Here is a 26,081-nt window from a genome sequence, read left to right as displayed (position 1 = left end):
GCATCGATTGTTCGGGAAGCAGAACAGTTGGGAATCGGCGCGGCGCGGCAGTGCGGAAAAGCTCTTGCGCTTCACAGTTGGGCTCCGCTACCGTGATGCCTACGCCCAAATGACGAAAGGAGTCCAGCGTGTTCTCAATGATTATTGCAATCGCATCACCCACAGCTGGCTTCGTCGGCGTCCTCACTGCCTGACCAGTAGAACACCCACCGGTTCAGACGGTGGTGACGGTTTCGAAGCCAGGCCAGGCGGCATCCGCAGATTTCTGCACCCTGCCAACAGGCTTATCACCCCGTATGTGACGAGCAGTTCGTCGCACTCTGCCCGCACCAGCGGGTTCCCACTCTTCGGCGATCCCGAGCGCTCTCTTCGGCGTGCCTGGATCCCACTCTTAAGGACATATCTCCCATGAATACCCACTTTGTGAGCGCTCCCGCTCGCCAGGAACACCCACCCCAACCCAGCACGGTTCCCGTTCGGGCGGAACGAGCGGTTCGCCGTGTCGGACTGCTCGACCGAGCGGCGCTCCACCTCGGGGTTGCCCTCGTCACGTGGAGCCGTCGGCCTCGCACGGCCAAACCGAATGCACGGCCGGACCTCACGCCCGTACTCGATGACGCTGGCCGGCGGGAAGGCGAGGACGCTCAACGGCAGCGTGAGGAATGGCGCGATCAGTTCCTCGCCATGCGACCGTTCAGGTAACGGATGAACTCCACAGCTCGGGGCCGGCATCGGACTCTCCCCTGCCGGTCCCGAGCGCCACCTCAGACAGCCGCTGTCTCGGACAGCCGCTGATGAGCACTTGTGGTCACTCTTCGTCTGCGGCCTGCGCCCTCACTGCGGTCCTACCCCTCGCACGTCACCGTCCGTATGCTGTGCGCATGAACCCGCTCACTCTCGTACTCATCGTGTTCGCAATCACCTGCGCGTTCTGCTGGATCGCGTCCCTGATCACGAAAGACACCTCGTGGGTCGACCGGCTCTGGTCGGTCGTTCCGGCGGTGTACGTCTGGATCTTTGCGGGCGCTGGCATCGGTACAGGCGAGGACGCCGCGCGACTGGTGCTGATGGCGGTCCTGGTGACCGCGTGGGCGGTGCGCCTCACTTTCAACTTTGCGCGGAGGGGCGGGTACACCGGGATGGAGGACTACCGCTGGGGGATCCTCCGCGCGCGGATGAAACCGTGGCAGTTCCAGCTCTTCAATCTGTTCTTCATCGTGCTGTACCAGAACGCGCTCCTCGTGCTCATCACGCTGCCCGCCCTCGTTGCATGGCAGAACCCCACTCCGCTGAACGGGTGGGACGGGGTGTTCGCCGTCCTGTTCGTCGCGTTCCTGGTTGGCGAGTTCACCGCAGACCAGGAACAGTGGAACTTCCACGAGGCGAAGAAACGCAGGGCGGGAGACCTCGGGCCTGGCTTCCTCACCTCGGGCCTCTTCCGGTTCAGCCGACACCCCAACTACTTCTTCGAGCAGGCACAGTGGTGGACGTTCTACGCGATCGGGGCGACGGCAGCGGTCTCCGCGGGACACGGCCTGTTGGGCGGGGTCCTCAACTGGACGATCATCGGCCCGGTGCTGCTGACCGTGCTTTTTATCGGCTCAACGATCTTTACCGAGTCCATCAGCGCGTCGAAGTACCCGGCGTACGCCGATTACCGACGCTCAACATCGATGCTCATCCCCTGGCCACCGAAGCACACGCAGGGACAGCCCCAGCCGGTCTGACCGACGAAGATCATGGCCGTTGGGGACGTGCACCCTGCTTCGGGCGGTCAATCGCGGTGTCTGTCGTCGTATCGACGACGGCAACCCGGAACATCCGCCCGAAAATACACCGACCCGCCATCGCCCGATAACGGGACAGGCCTCAGGCGGCAATGGCGGACACCCCGGGCCGTCAAGAACCACGGCCGCCAAGATCCTGACCGTTGCCGACGTACGACCTGGTTCGGGCGGTCAATCGCGGTGTCTGTCGTCGTATCGACGACGGCATGGCGGAACATCCGCCCGAAAATACACCGACCCGCCATCGCCCGATAACGGAACAGGCCGCGAGCGCTGTGGGGAATAACCCCGCCCGGCGACAACTGCGGCCGACGAACTGCGGCCAGGGTTTCCTCGTGGAATGAACTCCTGTGGTGCCCCTGGAGGGATTCGAACCCCCAACCAACTCCTTAGGACGGAGGTGCTCTTCCGTTGAGCTACAGAGGCTGACTCCAGAAGTTTAGCGGAGAGAACGCCGCCCACGTGAACAACCGCCCGCTTGTTCCCCGCGCTCCCGACCTACGCAGCGGCAGGCGTGAGGTACTGGTCCCACGCCGGCATCGCTTTCTCGGCGCCGCGCACAGCCCACGTCGGACCGTGGGGCATCCGGGGCTTGATCCGCAGGGACCAGCCCATCTCGGCCGGTGTGCGGTTGCTCTTGGCGTTGTTGCACCGCAGGCAACAGGCCACGAGGTTCTCCCACGAGTCCTCGCCCCCGCGTGACCGGGGGATGACGTGATCAATGGTCGCGGCGAGTTTGCCGCAGTACCCGCACCGGTTGGCATCCCGCCGCAGCACGCCCCGACGCGTCACGGGAACGCGACGGGAAGCGGGAATGCGCACATACCGGTTGAGAACGATCACCGCGGGCCTTTCGTGGGCACCATCAGATCCCCACACTGGATTCTCGGCATCCACCTCGATGATCGCCGCTTTCTCGTTCATCACCAGCACCAGCGCCCGGCGGAACGACACGATGGCAAGGGGTTCGTATCCGGCATTCAACACGAGTGTGCGCATGTCACGTTTCCTCTCAAATTGCCGCGACGGCTTCGCGGTTATTCGGTGTTCCGACCTGAGGCCGAAGAGAGGATCCGGGTAAACAAAAAGCGCAGTCTATGCAGACTGCGCCTTTTCGCCACCACCGTTGAAGGGGCGACATGCTGAACCGGAATGGTCGCGACCCTGGCACGCACAAGCATCCGTGGTGTGGATACCTGCGTGTCGGGTCATGAGCTTCCTGCTGCTTCTTTCTGAGGTCAGGGCTTTAATGTAACGCACAAATGGCGTGCTTCCCGAGAGAAGCACGCCATTCGCAGCGGAATATCATTCCGGGGCTGATCTGGACCTTAGATTCCGATCCGGACGATCCACCAGTTGTCTGCATAGATCGGGCCGATGCGGAGCGGGGTGCCCGGCCGTGAGGCGTGGAGAATCTTGTTGTCTCCGGCGTAGAAGCCGATGTGTCCCGCGCTGACGACGAGGTCGCCAGGAACGGCGTCGGCGACGGGGATCCGGGTACCCATGTTGCCCTGGGCGGTCGAGGAGTGCGGCATGTTAATGCCGAACTGCGCGTAGACGTACTTCACGAACCCCGAGCAGTCGAACCCGGCGGGGGTGGCTCCGCCGTAGACGTATGGGACGCCCTGGTACTGCAGCGCGACGTTGAAGACCTGGTCGAGGCTGAAGTTCGAGGGGTAGGCGGGACTTGCCAGGTGATCGGATGCCGTTGGTCCGGAGAACGACGTCTGCTGGGTTGCGAATTCGGCGCGACGGGTCGCAGCCTCTGCCGCTTCAGCGACCGCACGCGCGTTCGCGAGTTCCTCGGCCGTCGTCGCTGTATATCCATCGCGAACAACGGTCGCGGCGGTCACGCCTTCATCGACGGAGAGTGACTGCGCCCCTGACTCCTTGAGCGTCTGGAGAGTGGACGAAGGCGCCGCCTGGTCAGTCGCGGTCGGCGAGAAGGCATAAGCGGGGAGCGCTACAGTGCCGAAAAGCCCGGGGACGACGATCGCCATAATGGCTGTCGACCGGAACTTGCGCCACACACTCTCTTTCGGAGCGGGCTTCGCTGTCCGTGCCACCGGGGCTGCGGGTGTCACTGCACCGGGCTGGCTGCGAACCGGACGCGGCGAGCGCAGGGCCACCCGGTGGGACGTCGACGGGTCGCTTTTCTCCGACTCGCCGTCGAACGGGCTGTTGTTTACGGCCAAAGCGTGAACCTCCGGCGCCTCGAACACCACACTAGGGATGGCGTCTCGTCTACACAAATATTCGGGTTCCGCAGCCGAGGAGACGAGCGGGAGAGGCGCCTCGGAACGGGTTCCTGTGGCCAGTTCTGACCTTCGGACGTGTTCGAGCGTACGTGACCGTTACCAATTTGTCACCTTTTTCGCACGGAAACTAACGAATTGGTAACGGGAGTCCAACGGCTCTGGTATCAGAACCGCGCACGTGAGTCGGCATTAAGCCGCAGTGAGGCCGGTTTTACGGGGTTTCGACGAAGATGTGACCGGCGACCTCGTTGGGAAGTTCCAGACCTTCCCCAAAACCTTCAACCTGAACCAGAACATAAGACCCAGCCGGGGAGAACACACCGACCGAACCAGGCATGATACCGCCCTGCTTCAGCTGCAGAAGGAGTTCCGGGTCGACCTGCGCTGGCTCACCGAGGCGACGGATCGTCGCGGTGATCGGTTCACTTCTGCCGCGGACGAGCTCGACCAGGTTCGTCACTCCGTGCGCAAACGCACCAGCGGGGGTATCGCCGAGTTCCTCGAGGCCGGGAATCGGATTGCCATACGGTGATTCGGTCGGGTGGTTGAGCATGGCGAGCAGCTTGCGCTCAACCTGTTCGCTCATGACGTGCTCCCACCGGCAGGCCTCCTCGTGAACGTACTCCCACTCAAGCCCGATCACGTCGCTGAGCAGTCGTTCGGCCAGACGGTGCTTGCGCATGACGTGCACGGCTTTGCTGCGTCCCGTCGGCGTAAGTTCGAGGTGGCGGTCGCCGGAGACCACCACGAGTCCGTCGCGTTCCATGCGACCGACGGTCTGTGACACTGTCGGACCCGAGTGGCTCAGCCGCTCGGAGATCCGGGCACGGAGAGGCACAATGTTCTCTTCCTCGAGTTCGAGGATGGTACGAAGGTACATCTCGGTGGTGTCAATCAGGTCAGTCATTGACGTCTCCCATGGTTCAGCGCGATAGTCCCAAGCCTACTGTGCGCTGAACCCAGCTTTGGCGCGCCTGGATCGTCACAGAAGTTCGGGGACCGGTGCATCGCTTCTAGAATCGGAACATGCCTGACATTGTGATCCCGAATGACCTCAAGCCAGCGGACGGACGATTCGGCTGCGGCCCGTCCAAGATCCGTACCGAGCAGGTGGCCGCGCTGACGGAAGCGGCCCAGTCGCTGCTGGGCACCTCGCATCGCCAGGCCCCGGTGAAGAACCTGGTCGGCCGCGTTCGCGACGGGCTGAGTGCGCTGTACTCGCTCCCCGACGGATACGAAATTGTGCTCGGCAACGGAGGTTCGACCGCGTTCTGGGATGCTGCATCCTTCGGATTGATCGAACGCCGGAGCCAGAATCTCACGTTCGGTGAGTTCGGTTCGAAGTTCGCAGCGGCCGCGGCGGCTCCGTGGCTGGAAGCGCCGGATGTCCGGAAAGCTCCCGCCGGCTCACGGACAACAGCGGAACCCGTCGACGGCGTCGACGTTTACGCCTGGACCCACAACGAGACATCCACCGGCGTCATGGCCCCGGTCACGCGGGTGACGGCGGACCCCGGCGCGCTCACGGTGATCGACGCGACGAGCGCTGCTGGCGGCGTCATGATCGACGCTGCGCAGGCTGACGTCTATTACTTTGCCCCGCAGAAGAACTTTGCGTCGGATGGCGGTCTGTGGTTCGCACTGTTCTCACCTGCTGCCATCGAGCGTGTTGAGCGAGTTGCATCGTCCGGCCGTTACATTCCCGAATTCCTCAGCCTGAAGAACGCGGTGGACAACAGCCGCCTGAACCAGACCCTCAACACCCCGGCCCTCGCGACCCTCGTCATGCTCGACAACCAGGTTTCGTGGATCCGAGAGAACGGTGGCCTCGCCTGGGCCGACTCCAGGACCAGGGAATCCTCGTCGTACCTGTATGAGTGGGCCGAGAAAACCGCGTACACAACACCATTCGTCACGGATCCCTCCGACCGTTCACAGGTCGTCGTAACGATCGACTTCGATGACGCCGTTGATGCGGGAGCCGTCGCGAAGGCGCTTCGGGCCAATGGAATCGTCGACACGGAGCCCTACCGGAAACTCGGTCGCAACCAGCTCCGCGTCGCAACCTTCACCGCCATCGAACCGGACGACATCCGTCAGCTCACGCGCAGCATCGAGTTTGTCGTCGACGCGCTGTAGAGCACACAGACCACGCAATAACGCCCGCCACTTGTGAAGTGGCGGGCGTTATCTGTCGGCGCGTCAGTAGCTGCGTTCGCCCTCGTCATCGTCGGACGCTTCGTCCGATTCGTCGTCATCGTCATCCGACTCGTCATCTTCGTCCGACTCGTCGTCATCGTCGTCCGATTCGTCGTCATCGTCATCCGACTCGTCGTCATCGTCATCCGACTCGTCGTCATCGTCATCCGACTCGTCGTCATCGTCATCCGACTCGTCATCGCCCGGGATATCAGACTCGTCGATTTCGTCGACGTCGACACCATCGACGTCGCCGGCGTGAAGGATGCTGAACCCGTCATCATCGTCGTCGTCCTCGTCGTCCTCCAACTCGGCAGCGGCCTCTGCGAGGAGACGCGCCTCCTGTTCGGCGGCCTCCTGCGATGCGTGGTAGTCGGCGAGACGCTCGGACCACGGCACCCAGACGGGCGCGAGCAACGCGGACTCCCCCGGCAGCAGCTCGGTCTCGAGGACGGTGGGCGCATCGTCGCCAACACGGGCGAGCGTCACTGTCCAGTTCCACCCGGGGTAACCGGGAAGAGTCGAGGCGAACAGCAGGGAGAGCACGTTGTCGTCTTCGACGATGTGTCCGGTCGGTTGACCGATTGTCGACGCTGGCGTGACCTTCAGGAGTGCTTCGCGAGCCACATCGACAGAGGCGAGGAGCACGTCATCTGCGACGGGGGCTGGCTTCGGCCGGTCCGGCACCGTCGACGCCGGCTTCGACTCGGCAGGCTTCGACTCGGCACCCTCGGAGATGGCAGCGTGGGGCGCTGCGGTCTCGTCCGCCGTTGCCTGAGCCGCGGCCTGATCCGTCGTGACCTGATCCGCCGTTGGTTCCTGCTGGACGGCCGTCCGCGCCGTCTCCTGGCCGGCATCCGTTCGCTCGCGGCTCTGCACCGAATCGACGGGAGAATCAGTTGCGGCAGTTTCGGGTGCGGCGGTGCCGGATGCGGCGGTGCTCGATGCGGCGGGGAAACCGGAATCGGCGTCTGCAGCGGGCGCTGCGTCCTGACCGTGTGGGAGTGACTGCTCCGTCGTGGAGTTCTCGGCGGGGTTCATCGAAGTGCTCCTTGGGAAAAGACGGCGGGCCCAACGTGGCGCAGCGATCACGCGTCCAGTTCGTCGGCTACCCGGCGCAGCAATTGTGCGACCTTGCGGCTGTGTGCATTGTCGGGGTAGCGACCCTTCCGCAGGTCTCCGCCGAGGCCGTCGAGCAGCTTCACGAGATCTTCGACAATGATCGCCATGTCATCGGCTGGTTTGCGCTTGAGCTTCACCAGGCTCGGGGGCGCGTCGAGGACGCGAACCGAGAGCGCCTGCACTCCACGCTTGCCGTCGGCAATCCCGAACTCGAGTCGGGTGCCGGCCTTGACCGAGGTCACGCCGGCGGGCAGAGCCGATGCGTGCAGGAAGACTTCCTGGCCGTCATCGCTCGAGATAAAGCCGAAGCCTTTCTCGTCGTCGTAGAACTTAACCTTGCCGGTGGGCATGGACTCAACCTCGCAGTGAATAGACACGCCGGCGAACCGGCGAGTGGTGCAATCGTCGCGGCAGGAGCCGAACAACGAGCGGGCGTTCTGGTCCCGCGTCTCAAGCTTAGAGCGTCAGGCATCACACCAGTTCTGCCGGATTCAGCCCGGAGCGATATCCTGAGCATGTGACCGACAATAATCCGCAGAACGTCAGCCGTTTTGAGCGAGTCCTCGCCTACATGCTGCTCGGGCTTGTGATCCTCTCCGTTGGCACCTTCCTCGCCATCATCATCGGGACCTGGCAGGGAATGGGGTCAAGCGATTTCGCCGCCGGAATCTGGCCGGTCGTCGTCATGGTGCCGTACATCGGGCTCCCTCTCGCGTTCGTCCTGCTGATCGCGCTGATGATCACGAGCGTGATCCGGCGTTCCCGCGAAAACAAGCGCACGATCACTCAGCGCTGACACGGCCTGCTGCTCATGACGGACATTATGACCCTCGCAAGCAGCCTTCGCGCGCGGGACGACGCCTCACTCGAACACCTCCTGACGCTCCGCCCACCCGCACCGCGAGGCCGGGTCAGGGACTTCTTCGACCTCGCAGAAAGCCTCCTCGACCCCGCGGGAATCCGCTCAGCACTGCAGCGTCTCGACCGGCACACGCTCGCGGTGCTCGCTGCGGCGACAGCCGATTCGCTCTCCGCAACAGAGATCGCGGATCGTATCGGGAGCATGAGTCCTGACCAGGTCGATGACCGCGCCGCTCACGCCGTCGAGAGCGCGCTGCTCACCAGGACAGAGACCGGATACTCCGCGCTCGGCCCCGTGTCAGGCGTCCTCGCCGACTGGCCGAAGATCGGCCTTCCCGACCTCGCCGAACTCGCAACGTCACCGCCGCCGGCCGCGGGTGCAACGCCAACAGCAGCATCCGCCCGGTCAACGGATCTCGGTGCGGCCGACCAGGCCTTCCAGACCACCATGGCCACCGCGGAACTCGTGGTCGAACTCCTCGCGCACCCGGTCCGTGAACTCGGCAAGGGTGGCCCCGCCCTTCCCGAACGTCGCCGGCTTGCCCGGGCGATGCAGGTCGAAGAGCCAGCAGTCGACAGCTATCTCGACCTCGCGGTACGCAGCAATCTGGCGTCCCACGAAACCGGTGGCTGGCATCCGACCGTAACGGGTGAGAAGTGGCTGTCCGCGTCCACCGCTGACCGCTGGGCCGTTCTGGCACGCGCGTGGGTCGAGGCGATCCCCGGCGAGGTGAGGTCAGTGCTCGGCGCGAGGACCGAGTGGGGCGAATCGCTGCATTCCTATGCGCGGTGGCTCTACCCGGCGGGCGGCGAGTGGCTTCACGGAGAAGTCACCCGCGTCGCTGCCCACGCAGAGTTGCTCGGAGTGACGAGCGGCCCGTCACCCGCGGCTCAGGTGCTCAGCACACCGGGAGCGGTGCTTCTGACGACGGATGCCGCTGCAGCGGCGGCAGCGATGGCCCACCTGTTCCCCGCTCACGTCAGTCAGGTCTATCTTCAGCACGACCTGTCGATCATCGCTCCGGGTCCTCTTCAGCCCGACCTCGACCAGACGCTCCGCAATTTCGCCGACCTCGAGAACCGCGCACAGGCGTTCAGCTACCGGCTCTCCCAGGCGAGCATCAACCGAGCGCTGTCATCGGGAGTAACCGCACGCCAAATGCTGGCGTTCCTCGAGAGCGTCTCCCTCACCGGAATCCCGCAGCCCGTGCACTACCTCATCTCGCAGGCCGCCGGCCGGTTCGGCACCATCCGGGTCGGAACGATCCCGTCCAGCACACCCGAACCTGACGCACACAGTTACGTGCGCTCAAGCGACAGCGCACTGATCGGCCTGCTCGATGTCGACCAGGCGCTGACCCCGCTTGGCCTGAGGCGGTCAGGCGAGAACCGGCTGGTGAGCCGCTTCGAGTTCGAGGTCGTGTTCTGGGCGCTCAGCGACGCACGGTATCCCGTTGCTGCCGAGACACCGGACGGCGAACTCATCAGCCTGCGGCGACAGCGGACAACGCAACAGCCTGCCGCCCAGGCACCTCAAGACCATTCGGCACTCATCGCCAGTCTTCGTTCGGCTCAGTTCGGTTCGCCGGAGGATTCGCGCCAGGCCTGGGTCGCGCGCCTGCTCGACGCCGCGATCCGCGCGAAGCAGACGGTTACCGTGACCGTCCAGGTGCCCAATTCAGGTCCGCTCGAGTTCGTGCTCGAGCCGACGGGGGTCTCCGGTGGCCGGCTCCGCGGTCGGGACAAACGATCCGATATCGAGCGCACTCTCCCGCTGTCAAGCATCCTTGAACTGAAATAGGATCCCGGCGCCGTTCCCAGCCTTCGGCTATAGGGTAGCTAGTTATGTCTGATGGCCCACTAATCGTCCAGAGCGACCGCACGGTTCTCCTCGAGGTTGCTCATCCCCTTGCCGAGGACGCACGACACGACCTCGCGGTTTTTGCCGAGCTCGAGCGCGCCCCGGAACACATCCACACCTACCGGATCACCCGGCTGGGATTGTGGAACGCCCGTGCGGCCGGGCACGATTCCTCCGACATGCTCGCGACTCTCGAAAAATACTCGAAGTTCGCCATCCCCCAGACCGTCTCGCTCGACATCGCCGAGACCGTGTCGCGTTACGGGAGGCTCATTATCGAGCGCAACGACGACAACCAGCTGGTGCTTCGCTCCACGGACGAGGCGGTGCTGACCGAGATCGCCGGCGCCAAACGGATCTCACCGCTGCTCGTCGGGCATCCGTCTCCCGACACGTACCTCGTCGACGCGTGGGCGCGTGGCCAGCTCAAGCAGGAACTGGTGAAACTCGGCTGGCCCGCTGAGGACCTGGCGGGCTACACCCCCGGCACGCCGCACCAGATCGACCTTCGCGAGGAGGACTGGCACCTGCGGGGCTACCAGCAGAAGGCCATCGACAACTTCTTTGAGGGCGGTTCCGGCGTCGTCGTGCTTCCCTGCGGCGCGGGAAAGACCCTGGTCGGCGCTGGCGCTATGGCAACGGCAAAGACGAACACCCTGATTCTCGTCACGAACACGGTGTCTGCCCGGCAGTGGAGAGATGAGCTGCTGCGGCGCACAAGCCTGACCGAAGAGGAAATCGGTGAGTACTCCGGTCAGGTCAAAGAGGTCAAGCCCGTCACCATCGCCACCTACCAGATCCTGACCGCCAAGCGAAAGGGCGAGTACGCCCACCTCGCCCTCCTCGACGCCATGGACTGGGGACTGGTCGTCTACGACGAGGTCCACCTCCTGCCCGCTCCGGTGTTCAAGCTCACCGCAGAACTCCAGGCTCGCCGCAGGCTGGGCCTCACGGCGACGCTCGTCCGAGAGGACGGCAGGGAGGGCGACGTGTTCAGCCTCATCGGCCCGAAGCGGTTCGACGCTCCCTGGAAGGAAATCGAAGCCCAGGGCTACATCTCACCGGCGAGTTGCTACGAGGTCAGGATCGACCTCCCGCAGTCCGAGCGACTCACCTACGCCGCTGCGGCCGATGACGAACGGTACCGCCTCGCTGCGACGGCCCCGGCAAAGCTTGACGTGGTCCGTGACCTGGTCGCTCGGCACGAGGGCGAGCGCATTCTCGTCATCGGGCAGTATCTCGACCAGATCGACGAGCTCGCCGAGGAACTCGGCGCGCCCAAGCTCACCGGGGCAACGCCCGTCGACGAACGCGAACGGCTGTTCCAGGCATTCCGGACCGGCGACATCACGGTTCTCGTCGTGTCGAAGGTGGCGAACTTCTCCGTCGACCTTCCCGAGGCGACCGTGGCGATCCAGGTGTCTGGCTCGTTCGGTTCGAGGCAGGAAGAAGCGCAGCGGCTCGGGCGGCTCCTCCGACCGAAGGAGTCGGGGCTGTCGGCCAATTTCTACACGCTCGTCGCCCGGGACACTGTTGACCAGGACTTCGCGCAGAACCGGCAGCGGTTCCTCGCCGAGCAGGGTTACAGCTACACAATTCTCGACGCGGGCGCTCTCGCCGCCTGACCTCAGCTGCCGATCCCTGGCCCGCCTCGCGGGTGCTTCCGGACGTACCGGAGGAGGAGGGTCCCGTCAGAACCCAGGACGTGGACCAGTTCGAGAGCCCGCTGGACGTGACCGGCGACGCCCGTCGCAATACGCGATGCGCCTGCGCCCTCGAGAATCGGTGAGATCGTCAGGCACAGTTCGTCGACGGCGTCATCCCTGATGAGGTCCCCGAGCAGTTGCGGACCGCCCTCGCAGTGCACCTGCCGAAGGCCCCGCGCAGCGAGGAGCGGCAGCATCCGTAGTGTGTCGACCCGTGACCGGCCCGCGACAAGCACGTCGGCGACCGCAGACAACGCAGCGACCCTCTCGACCGGTGCATCCTCGACGGTGACGATGACCGGGCGCACCGGAGCCTCGGTGAAGATCCGTGAGGACGGGTCAAGGCTCAGGCTGGCCGAAATGATGGCGAAGACCGGATGCTCGGGCAGTCCGTTGGCGACTCTCCACGAGGCCGCGTCCGGCGTCAGGCGCATCGGTCCATAGCCCTCGGCGCGCACGGTCCCCGCTCCAACGACCACGACATCGGAGAGTCGGCGCAACAGGTCGAATACCCGGCGATCGGCGGCGGAACCCAGTCCAGCTGACAGCCCGGCCGAGGTGGCGGCACCGTCGACGCTCGACACGAAGTTGACCCGCAGCCACGACGCAGACCTGTCGCGCACCGCATAGAGAGCCAGGATTTCGTCGTCACTGAGATCGTCACTGAGCTGGCCATCCGCGCTGTGGAGGAGCGCAATCCGCGGTTCAGTCATTGCTCTCGCCCATATTGTGGCGAAGATATGCCGGCTCACGGAGCCCGAGGATCGCTTCGGTCATCCGGGCCGCATCGACGGCGGGACGGACGTTGTGCATCCTGATGATCCGTGCTCCGTTCATGATGGCGACCACAGCGGCGGCGAGCGAACCGGCTATCCGGTCATCACGGTCACGGCCGAGCGTCTCACCGACGAAGTCCTTGTTCGAGACCGCGGCGAGGGAGGGGTATCCCAGCGCCGCGATCTCGCCGAAGCGACGGGTGAGTTCGAGCGAATGGACCGTGTTCTTGTTGAGGTCGTGCCCCGGGTCGACGATGATGCGTTCGGGCGGAATCCCTGCGGCCCGTGCGAACTCGGCCTGCGCGGCCAGGAAGTCGACGACCTCGGCAACAACGTCGGTGTACACCGGTCGGGGAAACACGGTCCTCGGTGCTGCGAGGCTGTGAGTGACGATGACGCCGGCGCCGCCGTCGGCGATGACGGACGCCATCTCCGGGTTGCGGAGTCCTGTCGTGTCGTTGATGAGGTCAGCGCCAGCGGCGATGCTGCGCCTCGCGACCTCCGGTTGGAAGGTATCGACGGAGATCATCACATCGGATGCCGCGCGAATGGCAGCAACGACCGGTTCGACGCGGGCCACTTCGTCTGCGGCCGCGAGCTCCGGCCCCGGCGCGAACGGGGTACCTCCGATGTCAATGATTTCTGCACCATCAGCGACCGCGGCGAGCGCGGCAGCGACGGCCGCGTCGAACGCAAAGGTACTGCCGCGGTCGTAGAACGAGTCGGGCGTGCGGTTGACCACAGCCATCACTCGGACGCGGCGTGAGAGGTCGATTACCCTGCTGCTCCCCCGACGCTCGGACGGGTAACCGGGAGGAGTGCGCGAAGCGTCCGGAACTGAGTCGGTCATACCACCCATCGTGCCCCACGGCGGGTCGGGTCGCCCCCGCCGACGCCGGCGTGGGCTCACCGGGATGGCCATATCCGAAACGTTCAGAAACAATTCAGGGAACACGCAGATACTGAGAATATGACTGGACCACGAATTCTCATCGTCGATGACGAACCGAACATCCGCGACCTGCTCACCACGAGCCTCCGTTTCGCCGGCTTCGCTGTGCGGGCGGTTGGAAACGGCGCCCAGGCCATCTCCGCCGTCCTGGAAGAGGAGCCAGACCTCATCATCCTCGACGTCATGCTTCCCGACATGAACGGCTTCGGCGTCACGAAGCGACTTCGCTCCGCCGGCTATACCGCTCCCATCCTGTTCCTGACGGCAAAAGACGACACCGAGGACAAGATCATGGGCCTCACCGTCGGTGGCGACGACTACGTGACGAAGCCGTTCAGCCTCGACGAGATCGTCGCCCGCATCAAGGCAATCCTCAGGCGAACAATGCATGCTGATGAGGATGCCGTCATCCGCGCCGGCGAGCTCACCATGGATCAGGACACCCATGAGGTTCTCGTCGGTGAGACACCGATCGAACTCAGTCCTACCGAGTTCAAGCTGCTGCGTTATCTCATGCTCAACCCGAACCGCGTGTTGAGCAAGGCGCAGATCCTTGATCACGTATGGGAATACGATTTCAACGGTGATGCCGGCATCGTCGAGAGCTACATCTCCTACCTCCGCAGGAAGCTTGACCAGTTCTCGACTGAGCCCCTCATCCAGACCAAACGCGGGTTCGGCTACATGCTGAAAACAGCGAAGGCATAATCGAACGGTGTAATGCACGATTCAGCAGCCGAGTGGTGGAACGCGATTTCACTGCGGACGAAGATCACCGGCGTGACGGTACTCGTGCTTGCCTTTGGGCTCGTCGTCGCGGGCGTCGGCACCATGACCATGCTTCGCCCCGCCCTCGAGGGCAAGGTGAACGCTGACCTCGTCGCCGCTGCCCAGGCTCCGACGCCGCCCGGTTTCCTCGACCTTGACGCCGGTGCCGCCGAGGATGCCGGCGAAATGGTTCAGGATGCCGTCTCCTCCGACTACTACACGGCTGTCTACGACGCAGACGGTCGCCTGCGCGCGGCGACATGGCAGAACCGCGACAGGCAGGACCTGCCCAAGGTCCCGACGACCGTGACCCTTGCCGCAGCTCTCGAGCAGGGCGAGAGCATCTTCGAACTCCGCACGGCCGACAAGAAGGAACTGTTCCACGCGGTCATCGTTCCGTACCAGTGGAACCATCAGGGCGACATGGGTGTCGTCCTGGTCGCGGTGTCGATGCGTGAGACGGACACCATCATCGCAACGCTCTTCACCATTTTCTTCGGGTTCGGGCTCGGCGTAATCATCCTCGGCGCGCTGCTGACGAGAGTCCTCGTCACGAGCACCTTTCATCCGCTCCGCGAAGTGGAACACACGGCCGCGGCGATCGCTGACGGCGACTTCAGCCAGCGGCTCTCGGTGTCGACCCCGAACACCGAGGTCGGTCGCCTGAACCGCTCGCTGAACACCATGCTCAACCGCATCGACAAGGCGTTCTCCGACCGTGCACGGACCATCGACCAAATGCGGCGCTTCGTTGGCGACGCCAGCCACGAACTGCGGACCCCGCTGGTCAGTGTTCGCGGTTATGCGGAGCTCTATCGCATGGGGGCGCTTCAGACGCCGGAGGACATCGCCAAGGCGATGGACCGGATCGAGAAGGAAGCCATCCGCATGGGCGGACTTGTGGAGGATCTCCTCGAGCTTGCTCGCCTCGACGAGACAAAGCCCATGGTGTTCGAGCCGGTCGACCTCTCCCCCATCGCCCGCGATGCGGCCCTCGACGCGAGCGCGTCAGCGCCTGACCGGGTGGTCCGGGCTGTGGTCGATACACCGCCGAACGAGCCCGCCGTCGTTGCCGACGCGAAACCCGAGGCTTCCGGGCCCGTCACGAAACCGCCGGCAACCGCTGAAACGTCCGCAACAGGACCCATAGCGTTCGCGGGAGCGACCCTTGCCCGCCTCCGCCGGCGACCACGAAAGTCCGAGGGGACCGACCCGCAGCTCACAGGCGATCTTCCGCCGATCCAGGCATCCCCGCTGCCCGAGGTCCCTGCCGTCGTGCTCGGTGAGGAGAACAAGCTCCGGCAGGTGATCACCAACCTCGTCGGAAACGCCATCCGATTCACCCCGGCCGGCAGCCCCCTTGAAATCGCGGTCTCCGCGAATCCCATCAACAAAACTGCGACGATCGCCGTGATCGACCACGGTGAGGGTGTTCCACCGCAGATCCGGGAGAAGATCTTCCAGCGCTTCTGGCGCGCCGACTCCTCACGAGCACGGGAAACGGGTGGCTCCGGCCTCGGTCTCGCTATCGTCTCGTCGATCGTCCGCGCCCACAACGGATCGGTGAGCGTCACAGACACTCCCGGCGGCGGCGCCACCTTCCGGGTGACTCTTCCGCTGTACACACCCGCTTCGGCTGCCGACGCCAACACCGCCGACGCGGCACCGGCCGCATAGCCGCCCCTTCACAGGTCCCCTCCCCCGCGCTGGAGTCCCCATCGCGCGTGACTGGCGTGCCGCGCCGCTGTGTCCGCGTACCGTCGGTTGTCCGGTCGAACCGCGAGCGAGGTTCGCCATGACATCGAGGAGGACACAGTGACCAGGTATCAGGTAGACAGCGACATCGTCATGGGGACGACGGCGAGGGTTCGCGGCACAATTGACACCATCCAGAGCGAGGTCGCCGGCCTCCTGAACCAGCTCACCGAGCTGCAGAGCACGTGGACCGGCGAGGCGTCAGCGGCGTTCCAGGGGGTGGTCACCGACTGGCGTGCAACCCAGCAGCGGGTCGAAGAGAGCATCACGACCATCAACCAGGCACTGGGCCGCGCCGGAACGCAGTACCAGGAGGTCGAGCGCGGGAACGCGGACCTGTTCCGCATCGGCTGACCGCGAGCACCGCGAGCGACGCGCCGGTATCCAGCGCGCACGTCCTGATCCCGGCTCGAACACACCGGCGGGAACACCCGGACCCGAACACCCCGCCGTTAAAACACAACTGGGCGCCTCCGTGAGGAGACGCCCAGTTGCTGTGAACTGTGGTTCGGACTAGAAGTCCATGCCACCGGTCGGGTCGCCGACCGGAGCCGGGTTCTTCTCCGGCTTGTCAGCCACAACGGCCTCGGTGGTGAGGAACAGGCCGGCGATCGACGCTGCGTTGAGCAGGGCCGAGCGGGTGACCTTCACCGGGTCGTTGATGCCAGCTGCGAGCATGTCAACGTACTCACCGGTCGCGGCGTTGAGGCCGTGTCCGACGGGCAGGTTACGCACCTTGTCAGCGACAACGCCAGGCTCGAGGCCCGCGTTGAGGGCGATCTGCTTGAGCGGAGCGTCGATGGCAACGCGAACGATGTTCGCTCCGGTTGCCTCGTCACCCGTGAGCTCGAGCTTCTCGAACGCGGTCTTGCCAGCCTGGATGAGCGCAACGCCACCACCGGCGACGATGCCCTCTTCGACAGCTGCCTTCGCGTTACGAACGGCGTCTTCGATGCGGTGCTTGCGCTCCTTGAGCTCAACCTCAGTCGCTGCACCCGCCTTGATGACTGCAACGCCACCGGCGAGCTTCGCGAGGCGCTCCTGGAGCTTCTCGCGGTCGTAGTCGCTGTCGGTGTTGTCGATCTCCTTGCGGATCTGGGCAACGCGGCCCGCGATCTGCTCGGCGTCGCCGGCACCGTCGACGATGGTGGTCTCGTCCTTGGTGATGACGACCTTGCGTGCACGACCGAGGAGGTCGAGCGTGGCGTTCTCGAGCTTGAGGCCGACCTCTTCAGAGATGACCTGTCCACCGGTGAGGATGGCGATGTCCTGAAGCTGAGCCTTGCGGCGGTCTCCGAAGCCAGGAGCCTTGACGGCGACAGACTTGAAGATGCCACGGATCTTGTTCACGACGAGGGTCGCGAGCGCTTCGCCGTCAACGTCCTCGGCGATGATGAGGAGCTGCTTGCCCGACTGGATGACCTGGTCAACAACGGGGAGCAGGTCCTTGATGTTGGAGATCTTCGAGTTGGCGATCAGGATGTACGGGTCTTCGAAGACCGTTTCCTGGCGATCGGGGTCCGTCACGAAGTACGCGGACAGGAATCCCTTGTCGAAGCGCATACCCTCGGTGAGCTCAAGCTCGGTGCCGAACGTGTTCGACTCCTCAACGGTGACAACACCTTCCTTGCCGACCTTGTCGATCGCCTCGGCGATGATGGCACCGAGTTCGGGGTCACCGGCAGAGATGGATGCAGTAGCTGCGATCTCTTCCTTCGACTCGACCTCTTTGGCGTTGGTGACGAGCTCTGCGATGACAGCAGCGGTTGCCTTTTCGATGCCGCGCTTGAGCGAGATCGGGTCGGCGCCGGCTGCGACGTTCCGCAGGCCTTCGCGAACGAGAGCCTGAGCGAGCACGGTGGCGGTGGTGGTTCCGTCGCCGGCGACGTCGTCAGTCTTCTTGGCGACCTCCTTGACGAGCTCTGCACCGATCTTCTCGTACGGGTCGTCGAGTTCGATTTCCTTGGCGATGGATACACCATCGTTGGTGATTGTGGGGGCGCCCCACTTCTTCTCAAGGACAACGTTGCGACCGCGTGGGCCGAGCGTGACCTTCACGGTGTCGGCCAGAATGTTCAGGCCGCGCTCGAGGCCGCGGCGGGCTTCCTCGTCAAAAGCAATGATTTTTGCCATGTGGTTTTTCGTCCCTCCCGGACGTGATGAACGTAGTTAGCACTCAATGATTGCGAGTGCTAACTCGATTCTGGCACTCTCCACCTGCGAGTGCAAGCCAGTGGAGACAGGATCGGCGACCCGTGCGCTTCGGGAGGAAAAAGCGCACGGCCGTGCCGCCATTGCCGACGGCCCACCCGATCTGCCGCCCGAAACCACACGACGGACGCCGCCCGCGCGACGGCATCCGTTCGCGGCACCATGCCTGGATGTCCCCCGGACACAGCAATGCCGCCCACTTCCGTGGACGGCATTGTGTGATTCGAGGACGACCGGCCGACTCAGACCGGGCGGACCGCCTCTGCCTGCGGGCCTTTTGCCCCTGTGCCTACTTCGAAGACGACCTTCTGGCCTTCCTCGAGGACTTTGTAGCCACCCATGTCGATCGCGGAGTAGTGGACGAACACGTCCTGTCCCTCCCCGTCGTCGGTGATGAATCCGTAGCCCTTTTCAGCGTTGAACCACTTCACGGTTCCACTCGCCATTGTCACTCCCAGTTGCTGTGTTCCTCTCCACCCAGGCCTGCGCTGGCTGGGGTCTGCCGCCGTACGGCCATTGTGCTGACCCCTTCTCCGCCTTATGGAGGCGCGGACCGTGGAGCAAAATGTTCGACCAGTTCCAGATACTAATGAACGGGCAACAGCTAGCAACAGGTTTTTTTGCAAATCACGCGGATGGTTACCTGGCGCGAACTCCCGCGAAACCCGAACGAAACACGCACACCCCGGAGAGGCAGCAGGTCAATCCTCGGGGACGAAGTCAGACCCGAGCACGACGGTGAGCTGAAGAACCGGCTCCTCGCCCTCTTCGACGGGGATCTGGAACTGCGTTGACAGCTGAATGTTGGAGACACCGAGCGCTTCGGCGAGCCCGCGGGCAGCGCCTTCCTGCGAGGGATCCTCGTAGTAGACGGCGGTCGTTGTCACGTCGGTCGCGCTCGCGTTGCCCGGGGTGATGTTCTGGGTCCAGCCCGCCGAATTCAGCTGTCCGATGGCCCGGGTGGCAAGACCCTTGGTCGTCGTTCCGTTGAGTACCGTGACCATCGCCTCCGGGTCGATGGTCGCGACCGCTGCCGGCGTCTCGGTCGACTCCGGAGCGGCACTGGAGGTCGACGTGTCGGTGAAATTGACCCGGTCGCTCAGTACGAACAGTCCGAGGATGCCTGCCGCAACGAGCACGACCGTCGCCAGTGCTGCCCAGAGGAAGACGACCCATCCCCTGCCCGGCCTGGGCGGCGCACGGTGAGCACCAACGCGTTTCAGGTCGTCCGGGATCTCGTCGAACCTGTCCTTGGCGTAGTGTTCGGCCATGTCGCTCTCGTGTGGTCCTCTGGGTCGGCCCGCGAGGGCGTTGGTGGGTGGATCTCTGGCAACCGCGACTAGTTCTGCGCGGCGCCCCGCGCTCGCGCCCGCCGGGTTGCCTGCCTCGCGTCCCGCAATCGATGGAGCCGCTTTACAAGCATGGGATCGTGCCGGAGCGCAGCCGGACTGTCGATCACCGCGCTCAGCAATTGATAGTAGCGGGTGGGCGAAAGCTGAAAGGTCTCGCGGATGGCCTCTTCCTTCTGGCCCGCGTGCTGTGACCACAGGTTTTCAAAGTCCATAATGGCGAGGTCGCGCTGCGAAAGTGCAGCGTCACTCGGTACGGATCCGGACACGCCGGTCGGAAGGGGGACGTCGTTCTCGCTCACTCGTCTGCTGCCTTCCCGCGCACCGGCCCGCGCGTCGACCGCAATACTAACGCGGCCCGCTTGTGCGTTTGACGATGGCACACGGCAATCGTTCGAACCAGATGTTCAGCCTTTGCCCAGCATTCGGTCACACGGGAACATCCCGGCCGCATGGCGGGTTTAATGGGGTACGACGACTTTCCGAAGGAGAAAACCATGACCGACCAGGTTCAGAAGAGCAACGACCAGTGGCGTGAGGAGCTCACCGATGAGCAGTACGCCGTCCTTCGTGAGGCTGCCACCGAGCGCCCGTGGACTGGCGAGTTGCTCGACGAGTCACGTGCGGGCGTGTACACCTGCGGTGCGTGCGGCGCTGAGCTGTTCCAAAGCGGGACGAAGTTCGACTCCGGATGCGGATGGCCGAGCTTCTATGAGTCGGTCCGGCCAGAGGCGGTTAAGCTCATCGAGGACAAGAGCCTCGGGATGGTGCGGACCGAGGTTCGTTGCGCGAACTGCGACTCCCACCTCGGCCACGTGTTCGACGACGGTTTCGGGACACCGACCGGTGACCGTTACTGCATGAACTCGATTGCGCTGAACTTCACAGCACAAGACTAGGCGTGTCAGCTCTGCTCACCGCCGTCGAGAACCGGCGGTCGTATTCCCGTGTCACCGACATTGCGCCGACGCACGACGAGCTGCTTCCGCTGGTCGCTGCATCGGCTCGCGTCGCCGACCACAGTGCGCTCAAGCCGTGGCGGCTGATCGAGCTGCGCGGCGACGACAGGGTGAAGCTCGGCGCCGCGATCGCGAAGGCGGAGCACGACGACACACCGTCGCAGAAGCCGCTGCGAGCGCCGTTGCTGCTCGCGATCGTGGTTTGCGAGAAGGAGAGCGGCAAAGTGCCGGCGTGGGAGCAGGAAGCTGTCGCGTCCGGGGTCGCTCACACGCTCAGCCTGCTCCTCGCGGACGCGGGTTGGGGCGTCATCTGGCGAACCGGTCACTACACGCGGTCGAAAGCCGTACGGAAGATGCACAAGCTGAAGAAGAACGAGCAGCTGCTTGGCTGGTTGTATGTCGGTGGCATCCCGGAGGGCGCGAAGGTGGGCTACCGCAAACCCGTCGACCCTGAGGAGTTTCTCACTCGGCTCCGGTAACGCCCGCGGCCCGCGGTCGCACCCTGATCGTTGCGATACACACGGCAGCGAGCGCCAGCGCCGCGCCGATGACCGTGGGTGCACCGAGGGGGTTGTCGCCAGGGGCTATCGCGTCGATCGCGACCGAGGCGAAGAGCTGCCCTGCCACGGTGCCGAGTCCGAGCAGAAGGACCCCGGTGTGTGCAACGAGGAACGCGTTGACCCCGATGAATACGCAGCCGATGAGCCCGCCGAGGTACAGCGCAGGGTCCGCCGGGAGACTGGTGGGCCAGCCCGCCAGCGAATTGCGGATGACCGTCACGGCGAGCAACGCTGTTGTCCCGACCAGAAAATTGATGAACGTCGCTGTCAGCGCACTCCCCGAACGCACACGCAGGCGCCCGTTGACCGCGCTCTGCCATCCGCTGCCGAAACCCGCGACGACCGGCATCAACAGCATCCACAGGGGGAAATCCCGCGACAGCTGCGCGGACATCGACCAGGTAACGGCAATGACAGCGAGCGCCGCCCCCGTGAGCCGCGGCCAGGTGAACCCGGATCGACCGTGAGGCCCAAAGCCCACACGATCGAGAACGAGACCGGAGATGGTCTGCCCGGCGACGAGTGCAACGCTGAAGAGCGCAACACCGATGACGGCACCGGTGATGCCCTGCGACAGCACGAAGAATGCTCCGGCTACACCCCCGAGCACGCTCCAGAGCGGCGCGCTGCCGCTCCTGAGGTCGGAGACGACGACTCGAAGCCCCGTTCGTCCCTTCGGCACACAGGCCATCACGACGAGGAGAATGAGCAGGCCGGATCCGAACGAAATCGTCCCCGCCGTGAAGCCGTCGCCAATCGCGACGCCGAGCGCTCCGTTGATGCGGGTCTGCACGGCCATGCCTGCACCGCACGCGGCCGCGAGTGTGACCGCAAGCCACGAGGGCATCCGGCCGGACCGGGAAGGTGTCTCCACCGGACGCCTCATCTCCTGACAGAGGACGAGACCGGGAGCGCCCCGGCCCATCGACAAGATCCACGAGAGCCGCCTGTCGGATTCGAACCGACGACCTGCGCATTACAAGTGCGCTGCTCTGGCCAACTGAGCTAAGGCGGCATGGACCTGTCAATCATAACGAACCCGGGGACCGATTCGAGCCATGTCGAAGCGCTGCCATCGGGCACACCCCGAAGCCGCCCTCCCTTCGACGCCAGCGGGACACAAACGGCCCGTCGCCATGGCATCCTTGAAGTAACAAAGTTTTGAGGATTTTCATGGCACCTGCGTTTTCCGCGCCCGCCGGCGGAGCGAACGCCAGCCGATCTATTCTTGACCTCGCCATCCGGTGTGGCGAGGTCATCTTCGCATCGGGAGCGAGTGCCGAAGACGCGACAGCCTCGATGCTGGCCGTCACCCGGGCATACGGGCTTCGCGGGTGCGAAGCGGATGTCACGCACACGGTGATCACGCTGACGTACGAAGACTCCGACTCGAACGATTCGATCTCGAAGAGCCGCAACGTCAGGTATCGCACACTCGATTACACCCGCCTCACCAATACCTCTACCCTGATCGGGGAGCTGCTCCACAGCCCCGTCGCCGTCGCTGACGCCAGGTCACGCGTTGACGCGATCATCAGGGCACGGCCCATCTACCCGACCGCGGTTCGTCGCGTCGGCTGGAGCCTCGTCGGCGCCGGCGCGGCGCTGCTGCTCGGCGGTGGACCGCTCGTGGTGCTGGCAGCGTTCGTTGCCACCTTCTTCGTCGACCTGCTGACAAGCGTGCTCGCGCGAACGCGGATCTCCGTGTTCTACCAGACCCTCGCGGGTGGCGCCGTCGGACCGATCGTCGCCGCCGTGGTCCACGTCATCGACCCCGCCGCGAGTTCATCGCTCGTCGTCGTCGCGACGATCATCATGCTCCTGGCCGGCGTCACCTCGTTCGGCGCAGTGCAGGACGTGCTCTCGGGCTTCTACGTCACAGGGACGGCGCGGGTTCTCGAGGCCCTGCTCATCACCGGTGGGCTCGTTGCCGGGGTCGCAGGCACCAACATGCTGCTGTCACGCTTCGGCATCCTGCTCGACATCGAGCCATACGTCGCACCGACGCTCGAGAGCATCAGTGCGCAAGTGATCGGCAGCGTCATCGTGGTCATCGGGTTTGCCCTCGGTGTCGAGGTGCCGGCCAGGGCCATCTGGGCTGTCATCGTACTTGGCGTCCTCGGCTACCTGGTATTCGCAGCGGCCCTCACCTGGGAGATCGGTGTCGCCTGGAGCGCCGCGTTCGCCGCTGTCGCCGTCGGCGTCCTCTCGGCGTTCGCATCGAGAGCGGTCCGGGTCCCGCCCCTCCCCCTCGTCGTCACGGCCCTCGTGCCCCTTGTGCCAGGACTTATTCTGTTCCGCGGCCTGCTCGAACTCAGCGCCGGCTCGATCGACGGGCTGCTCAGCATGATCGAGGCGGCGAGCGTCGCTGTCGCACTCGCGGCAGGAGCGCTGCTCGGACAGTACGTCGTTCAGAGCCTGCTCGGGCCCGCTCGTCGCATCCAGCGTCGCTTCGTCGGCCCGCTCATGGGTGTGCAGGTTCGTCTCAGCCGGAAGCAGGACGAGACGATCTAGCCCGCGGGGGTCTCGCTCGGCACGGGGGTCTCGCTCGACGCCGGGGTTTCGGTCGGTGCCGGGGTCTCGCTTGGTGCCGGCGTCGACGACTTCTGGGCGTAGGTCTCGCTCGCCACGGAGAGCACGAAGGCCTGGAACTCCTTCGGGTCGGTGATGGACCCCGTGTACTGCTTGTCGTTGACGAGCACCGTCGGCGTTCCCTTGACCTTCTCGAGGCTCGAGTTCGGGATCGGCTCTGTGGTCGCCCTGTCTGTGGCTTCCTGCACCCAGCTGGTGAAGGTTCCGTCGTCGATGCAGCTCGAGATCGACGAGAGCGCCGATTCGTCCACTGTCTCGTTCGCGGACGCGAGGGCTGTCTTGGCGACGTCAGCGAGTTCGTCGTCGCTCAGCCCCTCAGTGCCCTCGGCAGGCTGGTCATCGAAGAGCAGGGTGCTGAAGACGAAGAAGGAGTCAGGGGCATAGTTCGCCACACACGCTGCAGCATTCGCGGCGCGGAGCGAGTACTGGGTGCCAGCCGAGCGACCGGTCAGAATGGCGATGGGGTGGTACTCAACAGTTGCCGTTCCGTTTTCGGCCCAGGTGGCGAGCTGCTCGGAGTTCGCCTTCTCGAATTGACCACACGCCGGGCACAGGAAGTCGACGTAAACCCTGATGTTCGGCACGTTGGCGTTGATCTCAGTTGCAACGGGCTTGGCTCCCGCCGCAATGGCCGGCGTCGTCACGGCTTTGAGGCCCTGGCCGATAACGATCCCGTCGGAGGCCATGTTCTTCGGCCCCGGTGCGGGGGGACGAATCGCGCTGGCGATCACAAACGCGATCCCGGCAATGATGGCGACGACAACGAGCACGAGTCCGCCCTGGAGGAAAATCCGGTTACGCAGGTCCCGCTTGCGCTGCGCGTCACGAAGCTCCTTCGCCTTTTCGCGGGTTGCCTCACGACGCTGGTTCTTCGTCGGACTGGACTCAGGTCCGCCGTTCGTCATGGATCCTCGCTTCGTGTAGTCGGGTGGGCACGCTACAGGCGCCGAACACGAATCGATCGTAGTTGCCCTCACTGGGAAATACCCAAACGGATGCTGGGCGCACGTGATGAGAGGACTGGAAACTGAAACGGCGGCAAGGAGCCCAACCGCCCCGGCTATCTGTCATACTGATGATCTCTCGAATGCCGTAAGGCATCCGGGAGCATGCAATGCAGCATGCGGAGCATGAATCCTCACTCGGATCGTCCGGCACGTACCTGCCGGTGAAGGAGCAGTACCCATGTCATCAGTAACCTTCGACAACGCCACCCGCCTGTACCCGGGTGGTACACGCCCCGCCGTTGACAAGCTCAACCTCGAGGTCGCCGACGGCGAATTCCTCGTCCTGGTCGGGCCGTCCGGTTGTGGTAAGTCCACGTCGCTGCGTATGCTCGCCGGCCTCGAAGAGGTCAACGACGGTCGCATCCTCATCGGTGACCGCGACGTCACCGATGTGCCGCCGAAGGACCGCGACATCGCGATGGTGTTCCAGAACTACGCGCTGTACCCGCACATGACGGTCGCCGAGAACATGGGCTTCGCCCTGAAGATCGCCGGCGTCAACAAGGACGAGCGTGCCGCTCGCGTCCTCGAGGCAGCCAAGCTGCTCGACCTGGAGGAGTACCTCACCCGCAAGCCGAAGGCGCTCTCCGGTGGACAGCGTCAGCGTGTTGCCATGGGCCGTGCGATCGTCCGTCAGCCCCAGGTCTTCCTCATGGATGAGCCGCTGTCGAACCTCGACGCCAAGCTTCGCGTTCAGACCCGTACGCAGATCGCGTCGCTCCAGCGCCGCCTCGGTGTCACCACGGTTTACGTCACGCACGACCAGACCGAGGCACTGACCATGGGTGACCGCATCGCGGTCCTCAAGGACGGCATCCTGCAGCAGGTCGGAACCCCGCGCGACCTGTACGAGAAGCCGCAGAACGTTTTCGTCGCCGGCTTCATCGGCTCCCCCGCCATGAACCTGCTCACCGCGGACGTCGCCGACGGCGGCATCCAGTTCGGTGCACGGGTTGTCCCGGTCGACCGCGACATCATCGGTGAGACCACCGCCCGTCAGGTCACCGTTGGCGTTCGCCCCGAGGACATCGAAGTATCGACAGAGCCGGGCAACGGCCTCGAGGTACAGGTCGACCTGGTTGAGGAACTCGGTGCAGACGGCTACCTCTACGGTCACGCAGACGTCAACGGCAAGCGCACCGACCTGGTCGCCCGCGTCGACGGACGCATCCACGCGCACGCCGGCGAGAAGGTCTTCCTGATCCCCGCTGCGCACCACGTCCACGTCTTCGACGTCGAGTCCGGCCTCCGCCTCGGCAACAAGGCAGTCGTAGCCAACTAGCAGTACAGCGCCGGCTGGCGGGGTATCCGGACCGCCCACCCGGGCTACCGCTTCAGAACAACGGGCGAGGCCACGA

At 64.6% G+C, this 26,081-nt stretch carries 26 protein-coding genes and 2 tRNA genes; 13 read left to right on the top strand and 15 right to left on the bottom strand.

What is annotated here, in order from left to right; translation table 11 throughout:
* The first annotated feature begins 408 nt into the window (after nucleotides 1-408).
* Nucleotides 409-702 (top strand): hypothetical protein, encoded by a 294-nt coding sequence (locus tag AC1C2M_RS01290; RefSeq protein ID WP_495434969.1) that lies wholly within the window; start codon nucleotides 409-411, stop codon nucleotides 700-702.
* Between the two features lie 179 nt (nucleotides 703-881).
* Complete coding sequence (locus AC1C2M_RS01285) at nucleotides 882-1,727, top strand: DUF1295 domain-containing protein (protein WP_495434968.1); 846 nt, start codon at nucleotides 882-884, stop codon at nucleotides 1,725-1,727.
* Between the two features lie 411 nt (nucleotides 1,728-2,138).
* Here AC1C2M_RS01285 and AC1C2M_RS01280 read toward each other — a convergent pair.
* The 4 genes from AC1C2M_RS01280 to AC1C2M_RS01265 form a co-directional block, all read right to left on the bottom strand.
* Nucleotides 2,139-2,213 (bottom strand) — tRNA-Arg (locus AC1C2M_RS01280).
* Nucleotides 2,214-2,285: 72 nt separating this feature from the next.
* Nucleotides 2,286-2,786 (bottom strand): HNH endonuclease, encoded by a 501-nt coding sequence (locus AC1C2M_RS01275; RefSeq protein ID WP_495434352.1) that lies wholly within the window; start codon nucleotides 2,784-2,786, stop codon nucleotides 2,286-2,288.
* Nucleotides 2,787-3,115: 329 nt separating this feature from the next.
* Entirely contained in the window at nucleotides 3,116-3,982 is an 867-nt protein-coding gene (locus AC1C2M_RS01270) for a C40 family peptidase (protein ID WP_495434967.1), read from the bottom strand.
* A 274-nt stretch (nucleotides 3,983-4,256) separates the two neighbouring features.
* A complete protein-coding gene (locus tag AC1C2M_RS01265; protein ID WP_483404744.1) occupies nucleotides 4,257-4,952 on the bottom strand; it encodes an iron-dependent transcriptional repressor DtxR in 696 nt (231 codons plus the stop codon).
* A gap of 119 nt (nucleotides 4,953-5,071) precedes the next feature.
* Between AC1C2M_RS01265 and serC the strand changes: the two genes are divergently transcribed.
* Nucleotides 5,072-6,184, top strand: coding sequence for a phosphoserine transaminase (serC, locus tag AC1C2M_RS01260; RefSeq protein ID WP_495434966.1), 1,113 nt, complete (start codon nucleotides 5,072-5,074; stop codon nucleotides 6,182-6,184).
* A gap of 63 nt (nucleotides 6,185-6,247) precedes the next feature.
* On the opposite strand, the gene AC1C2M_RS01255 is transcribed toward serC, so the two are convergent.
* The gene (locus tag AC1C2M_RS01255; protein ID WP_495434351.1) at nucleotides 6,248-7,285 is read right to left on the bottom strand and encodes a DUF3027 domain-containing protein; all 1,038 of its coding nucleotides are present in this window, start codon (nucleotides 7,283-7,285) and stop codon (nucleotides 6,248-6,250) included.
* A gap of 47 nt (nucleotides 7,286-7,332) precedes the next feature.
* Nucleotides 7,333-7,716 (bottom strand): cold-shock protein, encoded by a 384-nt coding sequence (locus tag AC1C2M_RS01250; protein ID WP_483404747.1) that lies wholly within the window; start codon nucleotides 7,714-7,716, stop codon nucleotides 7,333-7,335.
* 167 nt (nucleotides 7,717-7,883) lie between these two features.
* Between AC1C2M_RS01250 and AC1C2M_RS01245 the strand changes: the two genes are divergently transcribed.
* The 3 genes from AC1C2M_RS01245 to AC1C2M_RS01235 are packed head-to-tail and all read left to right on the top strand — an operon-like array spanning nucleotide 7,884 to nucleotide 11,713.
* Complete coding sequence (locus AC1C2M_RS01245) at nucleotides 7,884-8,162, top strand: multidrug ABC transporter ATPase (RefSeq protein WP_495434350.1); 279 nt, start codon at nucleotides 7,884-7,886, stop codon at nucleotides 8,160-8,162.
* 27 nt (nucleotides 8,163-8,189) lie between these two features.
* Nucleotides 8,190-10,028, top strand: a complete 1,839-nt coding sequence (locus AC1C2M_RS01240) for a helicase-associated domain-containing protein (RefSeq protein WP_495434965.1) — start codon at nucleotides 8,190-8,192, stop codon at nucleotides 10,026-10,028.
* A 44-nt stretch (nucleotides 10,029-10,072) separates the two neighbouring features.
* Complete coding sequence (locus tag AC1C2M_RS01235) at nucleotides 10,073-11,713, top strand: DNA repair helicase XPB (RefSeq protein WP_495434964.1); 1,641 nt, start codon at nucleotides 10,073-10,075, stop codon at nucleotides 11,711-11,713.
* Nucleotides 11,714-11,715: 2 nt separating this feature from the next.
* Here the strand turns inward: AC1C2M_RS01235 and AC1C2M_RS01230 are convergent, their stop codons facing one another.
* Nucleotides 11,716-12,507 carry a pyrimidine reductase family protein gene (locus tag AC1C2M_RS01230; RefSeq protein ID WP_495434963.1) on the bottom strand — a complete coding sequence of 264 codons (792 nt, stop codon included), beginning with the start codon at nucleotides 12,505-12,507 and terminating at the stop codon, nucleotides 11,716-11,718.
* Entirely contained in the window at nucleotides 12,500-13,420 is a 921-nt protein-coding gene (gene folP, locus AC1C2M_RS01225; RefSeq protein WP_495434962.1) for a dihydropteroate synthase, read from the bottom strand. The genes AC1C2M_RS01230 and folP overlap by 8 nt, the downstream gene beginning before the upstream one ends.
* A gap of 120 nt (nucleotides 13,421-13,540) precedes the next feature.
* Between folP and AC1C2M_RS01220 the strand changes: the two genes are divergently transcribed.
* The 3 genes from AC1C2M_RS01220 (at nucleotide 13,541) to AC1C2M_RS01210 (ending at nucleotide 16,399) form a co-directional block, all read left to right on the top strand.
* Nucleotides 13,541-14,230 carry a response regulator transcription factor gene (locus tag AC1C2M_RS01220; protein WP_108391630.1) on the top strand — a complete coding sequence of 230 codons (690 nt, stop codon included), beginning with the start codon at nucleotides 13,541-13,543 and terminating at the stop codon, nucleotides 14,228-14,230.
* Between the two features lie 12 nt (nucleotides 14,231-14,242).
* Nucleotides 14,243-15,967, top strand: a complete 1,725-nt coding sequence (locus tag AC1C2M_RS01215) for a sensor histidine kinase (protein ID WP_495434961.1) — start codon at nucleotides 14,243-14,245, stop codon at nucleotides 15,965-15,967.
* Nucleotides 15,968-16,105: 138 nt separating this feature from the next.
* Nucleotides 16,106-16,399 carry a WXG100 family type VII secretion target gene (locus tag AC1C2M_RS01210; RefSeq protein ID WP_495434960.1) on the top strand — a complete coding sequence of 98 codons (294 nt, stop codon included), beginning with the start codon at nucleotides 16,106-16,108 and terminating at the stop codon, nucleotides 16,397-16,399.
* 159 nt (nucleotides 16,400-16,558) lie between these two features.
* On the opposite strand, the gene groL is transcribed toward AC1C2M_RS01210, so the two are convergent.
* The 4 genes from groL to AC1C2M_RS01190 form a co-directional block, all read right to left on the bottom strand.
* Nucleotides 16,559-18,178 (bottom strand): chaperonin GroEL, encoded by a 1,620-nt coding sequence (gene groL / locus AC1C2M_RS01205; RefSeq protein ID WP_108391632.1) that lies wholly within the window; start codon nucleotides 18,176-18,178, stop codon nucleotides 16,559-16,561.
* Nucleotides 18,179-18,498: 320 nt separating this feature from the next.
* Nucleotides 18,499-18,702, bottom strand: a complete 204-nt coding sequence (locus AC1C2M_RS01200) for a cold-shock protein (RefSeq protein ID WP_108391633.1) — start codon at nucleotides 18,700-18,702, stop codon at nucleotides 18,499-18,501.
* A 255-nt stretch (nucleotides 18,703-18,957) separates the two neighbouring features.
* Nucleotides 18,958-19,527, bottom strand: coding sequence for a LytR C-terminal domain-containing protein (locus tag AC1C2M_RS01195; protein ID WP_495434958.1), 570 nt, complete (start codon nucleotides 19,525-19,527; stop codon nucleotides 18,958-18,960).
* A gap of 68 nt (nucleotides 19,528-19,595) precedes the next feature.
* Nucleotides 19,596-19,907 (bottom strand): DUF3263 domain-containing protein, encoded by a 312-nt coding sequence (locus AC1C2M_RS01190; RefSeq protein WP_495434957.1) that lies wholly within the window; start codon nucleotides 19,905-19,907, stop codon nucleotides 19,596-19,598.
* A 195-nt stretch (nucleotides 19,908-20,102) separates the two neighbouring features.
* On the opposite strand from AC1C2M_RS01190, the gene msrB reads away from it, so the two are divergent.
* Both msrB and AC1C2M_RS01180 read left to right on the top strand, forming a co-directional pair.
* A complete protein-coding gene (gene msrB / locus AC1C2M_RS01185) occupies nucleotides 20,103-20,504 on the top strand; it encodes a peptide-methionine (R)-S-oxide reductase MsrB (protein WP_483404756.1) in 402 nt (133 codons plus the stop codon).
* A 2-nt stretch (nucleotides 20,505-20,506) separates the two neighbouring features.
* Nucleotides 20,507-21,043: a nitroreductase family protein gene (locus AC1C2M_RS01180; protein ID WP_495434956.1), complete on the top strand. Its 537-nt coding sequence runs from the start codon at nucleotides 20,507-20,509 to the stop codon at nucleotides 21,041-21,043.
* Here the strand turns inward: AC1C2M_RS01180 and AC1C2M_RS01175 are convergent.
* Together AC1C2M_RS01175 and AC1C2M_RS01170 are read right to left on the bottom strand one after the other, a co-directional pair.
* A complete protein-coding gene (locus tag AC1C2M_RS01175) occupies nucleotides 21,027-21,971 on the bottom strand; it encodes a DMT family transporter (protein WP_495435677.1) in 945 nt (314 codons plus the stop codon). The two genes, AC1C2M_RS01180 and AC1C2M_RS01175, sit on opposite strands and share 17 nt — an antisense overlap.
* 94 nt (nucleotides 21,972-22,065) lie before the next feature.
* Nucleotides 22,066-22,139 (bottom strand) — tRNA-Thr (locus tag AC1C2M_RS01170).
* A 158-nt stretch (nucleotides 22,140-22,297) separates the two neighbouring features.
* Between AC1C2M_RS01170 and AC1C2M_RS01165 the strand changes: the two genes are divergently transcribed.
* The gene (locus AC1C2M_RS01165; RefSeq protein ID WP_483404759.1) at nucleotides 22,298-23,638 is read left to right on the top strand and encodes a threonine/serine exporter family protein; all 1,341 of its coding nucleotides are present in this window, start codon (nucleotides 22,298-22,300) and stop codon (nucleotides 23,636-23,638) included.
* On the opposite strand, the gene AC1C2M_RS01160 is transcribed toward AC1C2M_RS01165, so the two are convergent.
* Complete coding sequence (locus AC1C2M_RS01160; protein ID WP_483404760.1) at nucleotides 23,635-24,621, bottom strand: DsbA family protein; 987 nt, start codon at nucleotides 24,619-24,621, stop codon at nucleotides 23,635-23,637. The genes AC1C2M_RS01165 and AC1C2M_RS01160 overlap by 4 nt on opposite strands.
* A 280-nt stretch (nucleotides 24,622-24,901) precedes the next feature.
* Between AC1C2M_RS01160 and AC1C2M_RS01155 the strand changes: the two genes are divergently transcribed.
* The gene (locus AC1C2M_RS01155; protein ID WP_483404761.1) at nucleotides 24,902-26,005 is read left to right on the top strand and encodes an ABC transporter ATP-binding protein; all 1,104 of its coding nucleotides are present in this window, start codon (nucleotides 24,902-24,904) and stop codon (nucleotides 26,003-26,005) included.
* The last annotated feature ends 76 nt before the right edge of the window (nucleotides 26,006-26,081 follow it).

It is taken from the genome of Mycetocola sp. Y444 (genome assembly GCF_059445295.1).
The sequence above is the reverse complement of the archived record's forward strand: the minus strand, read 5'-3'. Positions and strand labels throughout refer to the sequence as shown.

What these genes read in the sequence shown, in the direction of transcription:
- AC1C2M_RS01230 (WP_495434963.1), bottom strand. Translation starts at nt 12,507, where the DNA reads ATGACTGAACCGCGGATTGCGCTCCTCCACAGCGCGGATGGCCAGCTC.
- AC1C2M_RS01200 (WP_108391633.1), bottom strand. Translation starts at nt 18,702, where the DNA reads ATGGCGAGTGGAACCGTGAAGTGGTTCAACGCTGAAAAGGGCTACGGA.
- AC1C2M_RS01240 (WP_495434965.1), top strand. Translation starts at nt 8,190, where the DNA reads ATGACCCTCGCAAGCAGCCTTCGCGCGCGGGACGACGCCTCACTCGAA.
- AC1C2M_RS01155 (WP_483404761.1), top strand. Translation starts at nt 24,902, where the DNA reads ATGTCATCAGTAACCTTCGACAACGCCACCCGCCTGTACCCGGGTGGT.
- AC1C2M_RS01175 (WP_495435677.1), bottom strand. Translation starts at nt 21,971, where the DNA reads ATGCCCTCGTGGCTTGCGGTCACACTCGCGGCCGCGTGCGGTGCAGGC.
- groL (WP_108391632.1), bottom strand. Translation starts at nt 18,178, where the DNA reads ATGGCAAAAATCATTGCTTTTGACGAGGAAGCCCGCCGCGGCCTCGAG.
- msrB (WP_483404756.1), top strand. Translation starts at nt 20,103, where the DNA reads ATGACCGACCAGGTTCAGAAGAGCAACGACCAGTGGCGTGAGGAGCTC.
- AC1C2M_RS01255 (WP_495434351.1), bottom strand. Translation starts at nt 7,285, where the DNA reads ATGAACCCCGCCGAGAACTCCACGACGGAGCAGTCACTCCCACACGGT.
- AC1C2M_RS01195 (WP_495434958.1), bottom strand. Translation starts at nt 19,527, where the DNA reads ATGGCCGAACACTACGCCAAGGACAGGTTCGACGAGATCCCGGACGAC.
- AC1C2M_RS01215 (WP_495434961.1), top strand. Translation starts at nt 14,243, where the DNA reads ATGCACGATTCAGCAGCCGAGTGGTGGAACGCGATTTCACTGCGGACG.
- serC (WP_495434966.1), top strand. Translation starts at nt 5,072, where the DNA reads ATGCCTGACATTGTGATCCCGAATGACCTCAAGCCAGCGGACGGACGA.
- AC1C2M_RS01290 (WP_495434969.1), top strand. Translation starts at nt 409, where the DNA reads ATGAATACCCACTTTGTGAGCGCTCCCGCTCGCCAGGAACACCCACCC.
- folP (WP_495434962.1), bottom strand. Translation starts at nt 13,420, where the DNA reads ATGACCGACTCAGTTCCGGACGCTTCGCGCACTCCTCCCGGTTACCCG.
- AC1C2M_RS01160 (WP_483404760.1), bottom strand. Translation starts at nt 24,621, where the DNA reads ATGACGAACGGCGGACCTGAGTCCAGTCCGACGAAGAACCAGCGTCGT.
- AC1C2M_RS01265 (WP_483404744.1), bottom strand. Translation starts at nt 4,952, where the DNA reads ATGACTGACCTGATTGACACCACCGAGATGTACCTTCGTACCATCCTC.
- AC1C2M_RS01250 (WP_483404747.1), bottom strand. Translation starts at nt 7,716, where the DNA reads ATGCCCACCGGCAAGGTTAAGTTCTACGACGACGAGAAAGGCTTCGGC.
- AC1C2M_RS01275 (WP_495434352.1), bottom strand. Translation starts at nt 2,786, where the DNA reads ATGCGCACACTCGTGTTGAATGCCGGATACGAACCCCTTGCCATCGTG.
- AC1C2M_RS01165 (WP_483404759.1), top strand. Translation starts at nt 22,298, where the DNA reads ATGGCACCTGCGTTTTCCGCGCCCGCCGGCGGAGCGAACGCCAGCCGA.
- AC1C2M_RS01285 (WP_495434968.1), top strand. Translation starts at nt 882, where the DNA reads ATGAACCCGCTCACTCTCGTACTCATCGTGTTCGCAATCACCTGCGCG.
- AC1C2M_RS01235 (WP_495434964.1), top strand. Translation starts at nt 10,073, where the DNA reads ATGTCTGATGGCCCACTAATCGTCCAGAGCGACCGCACGGTTCTCCTC.
- AC1C2M_RS01220 (WP_108391630.1), top strand. Translation starts at nt 13,541, where the DNA reads ATGACTGGACCACGAATTCTCATCGTCGATGACGAACCGAACATCCGC.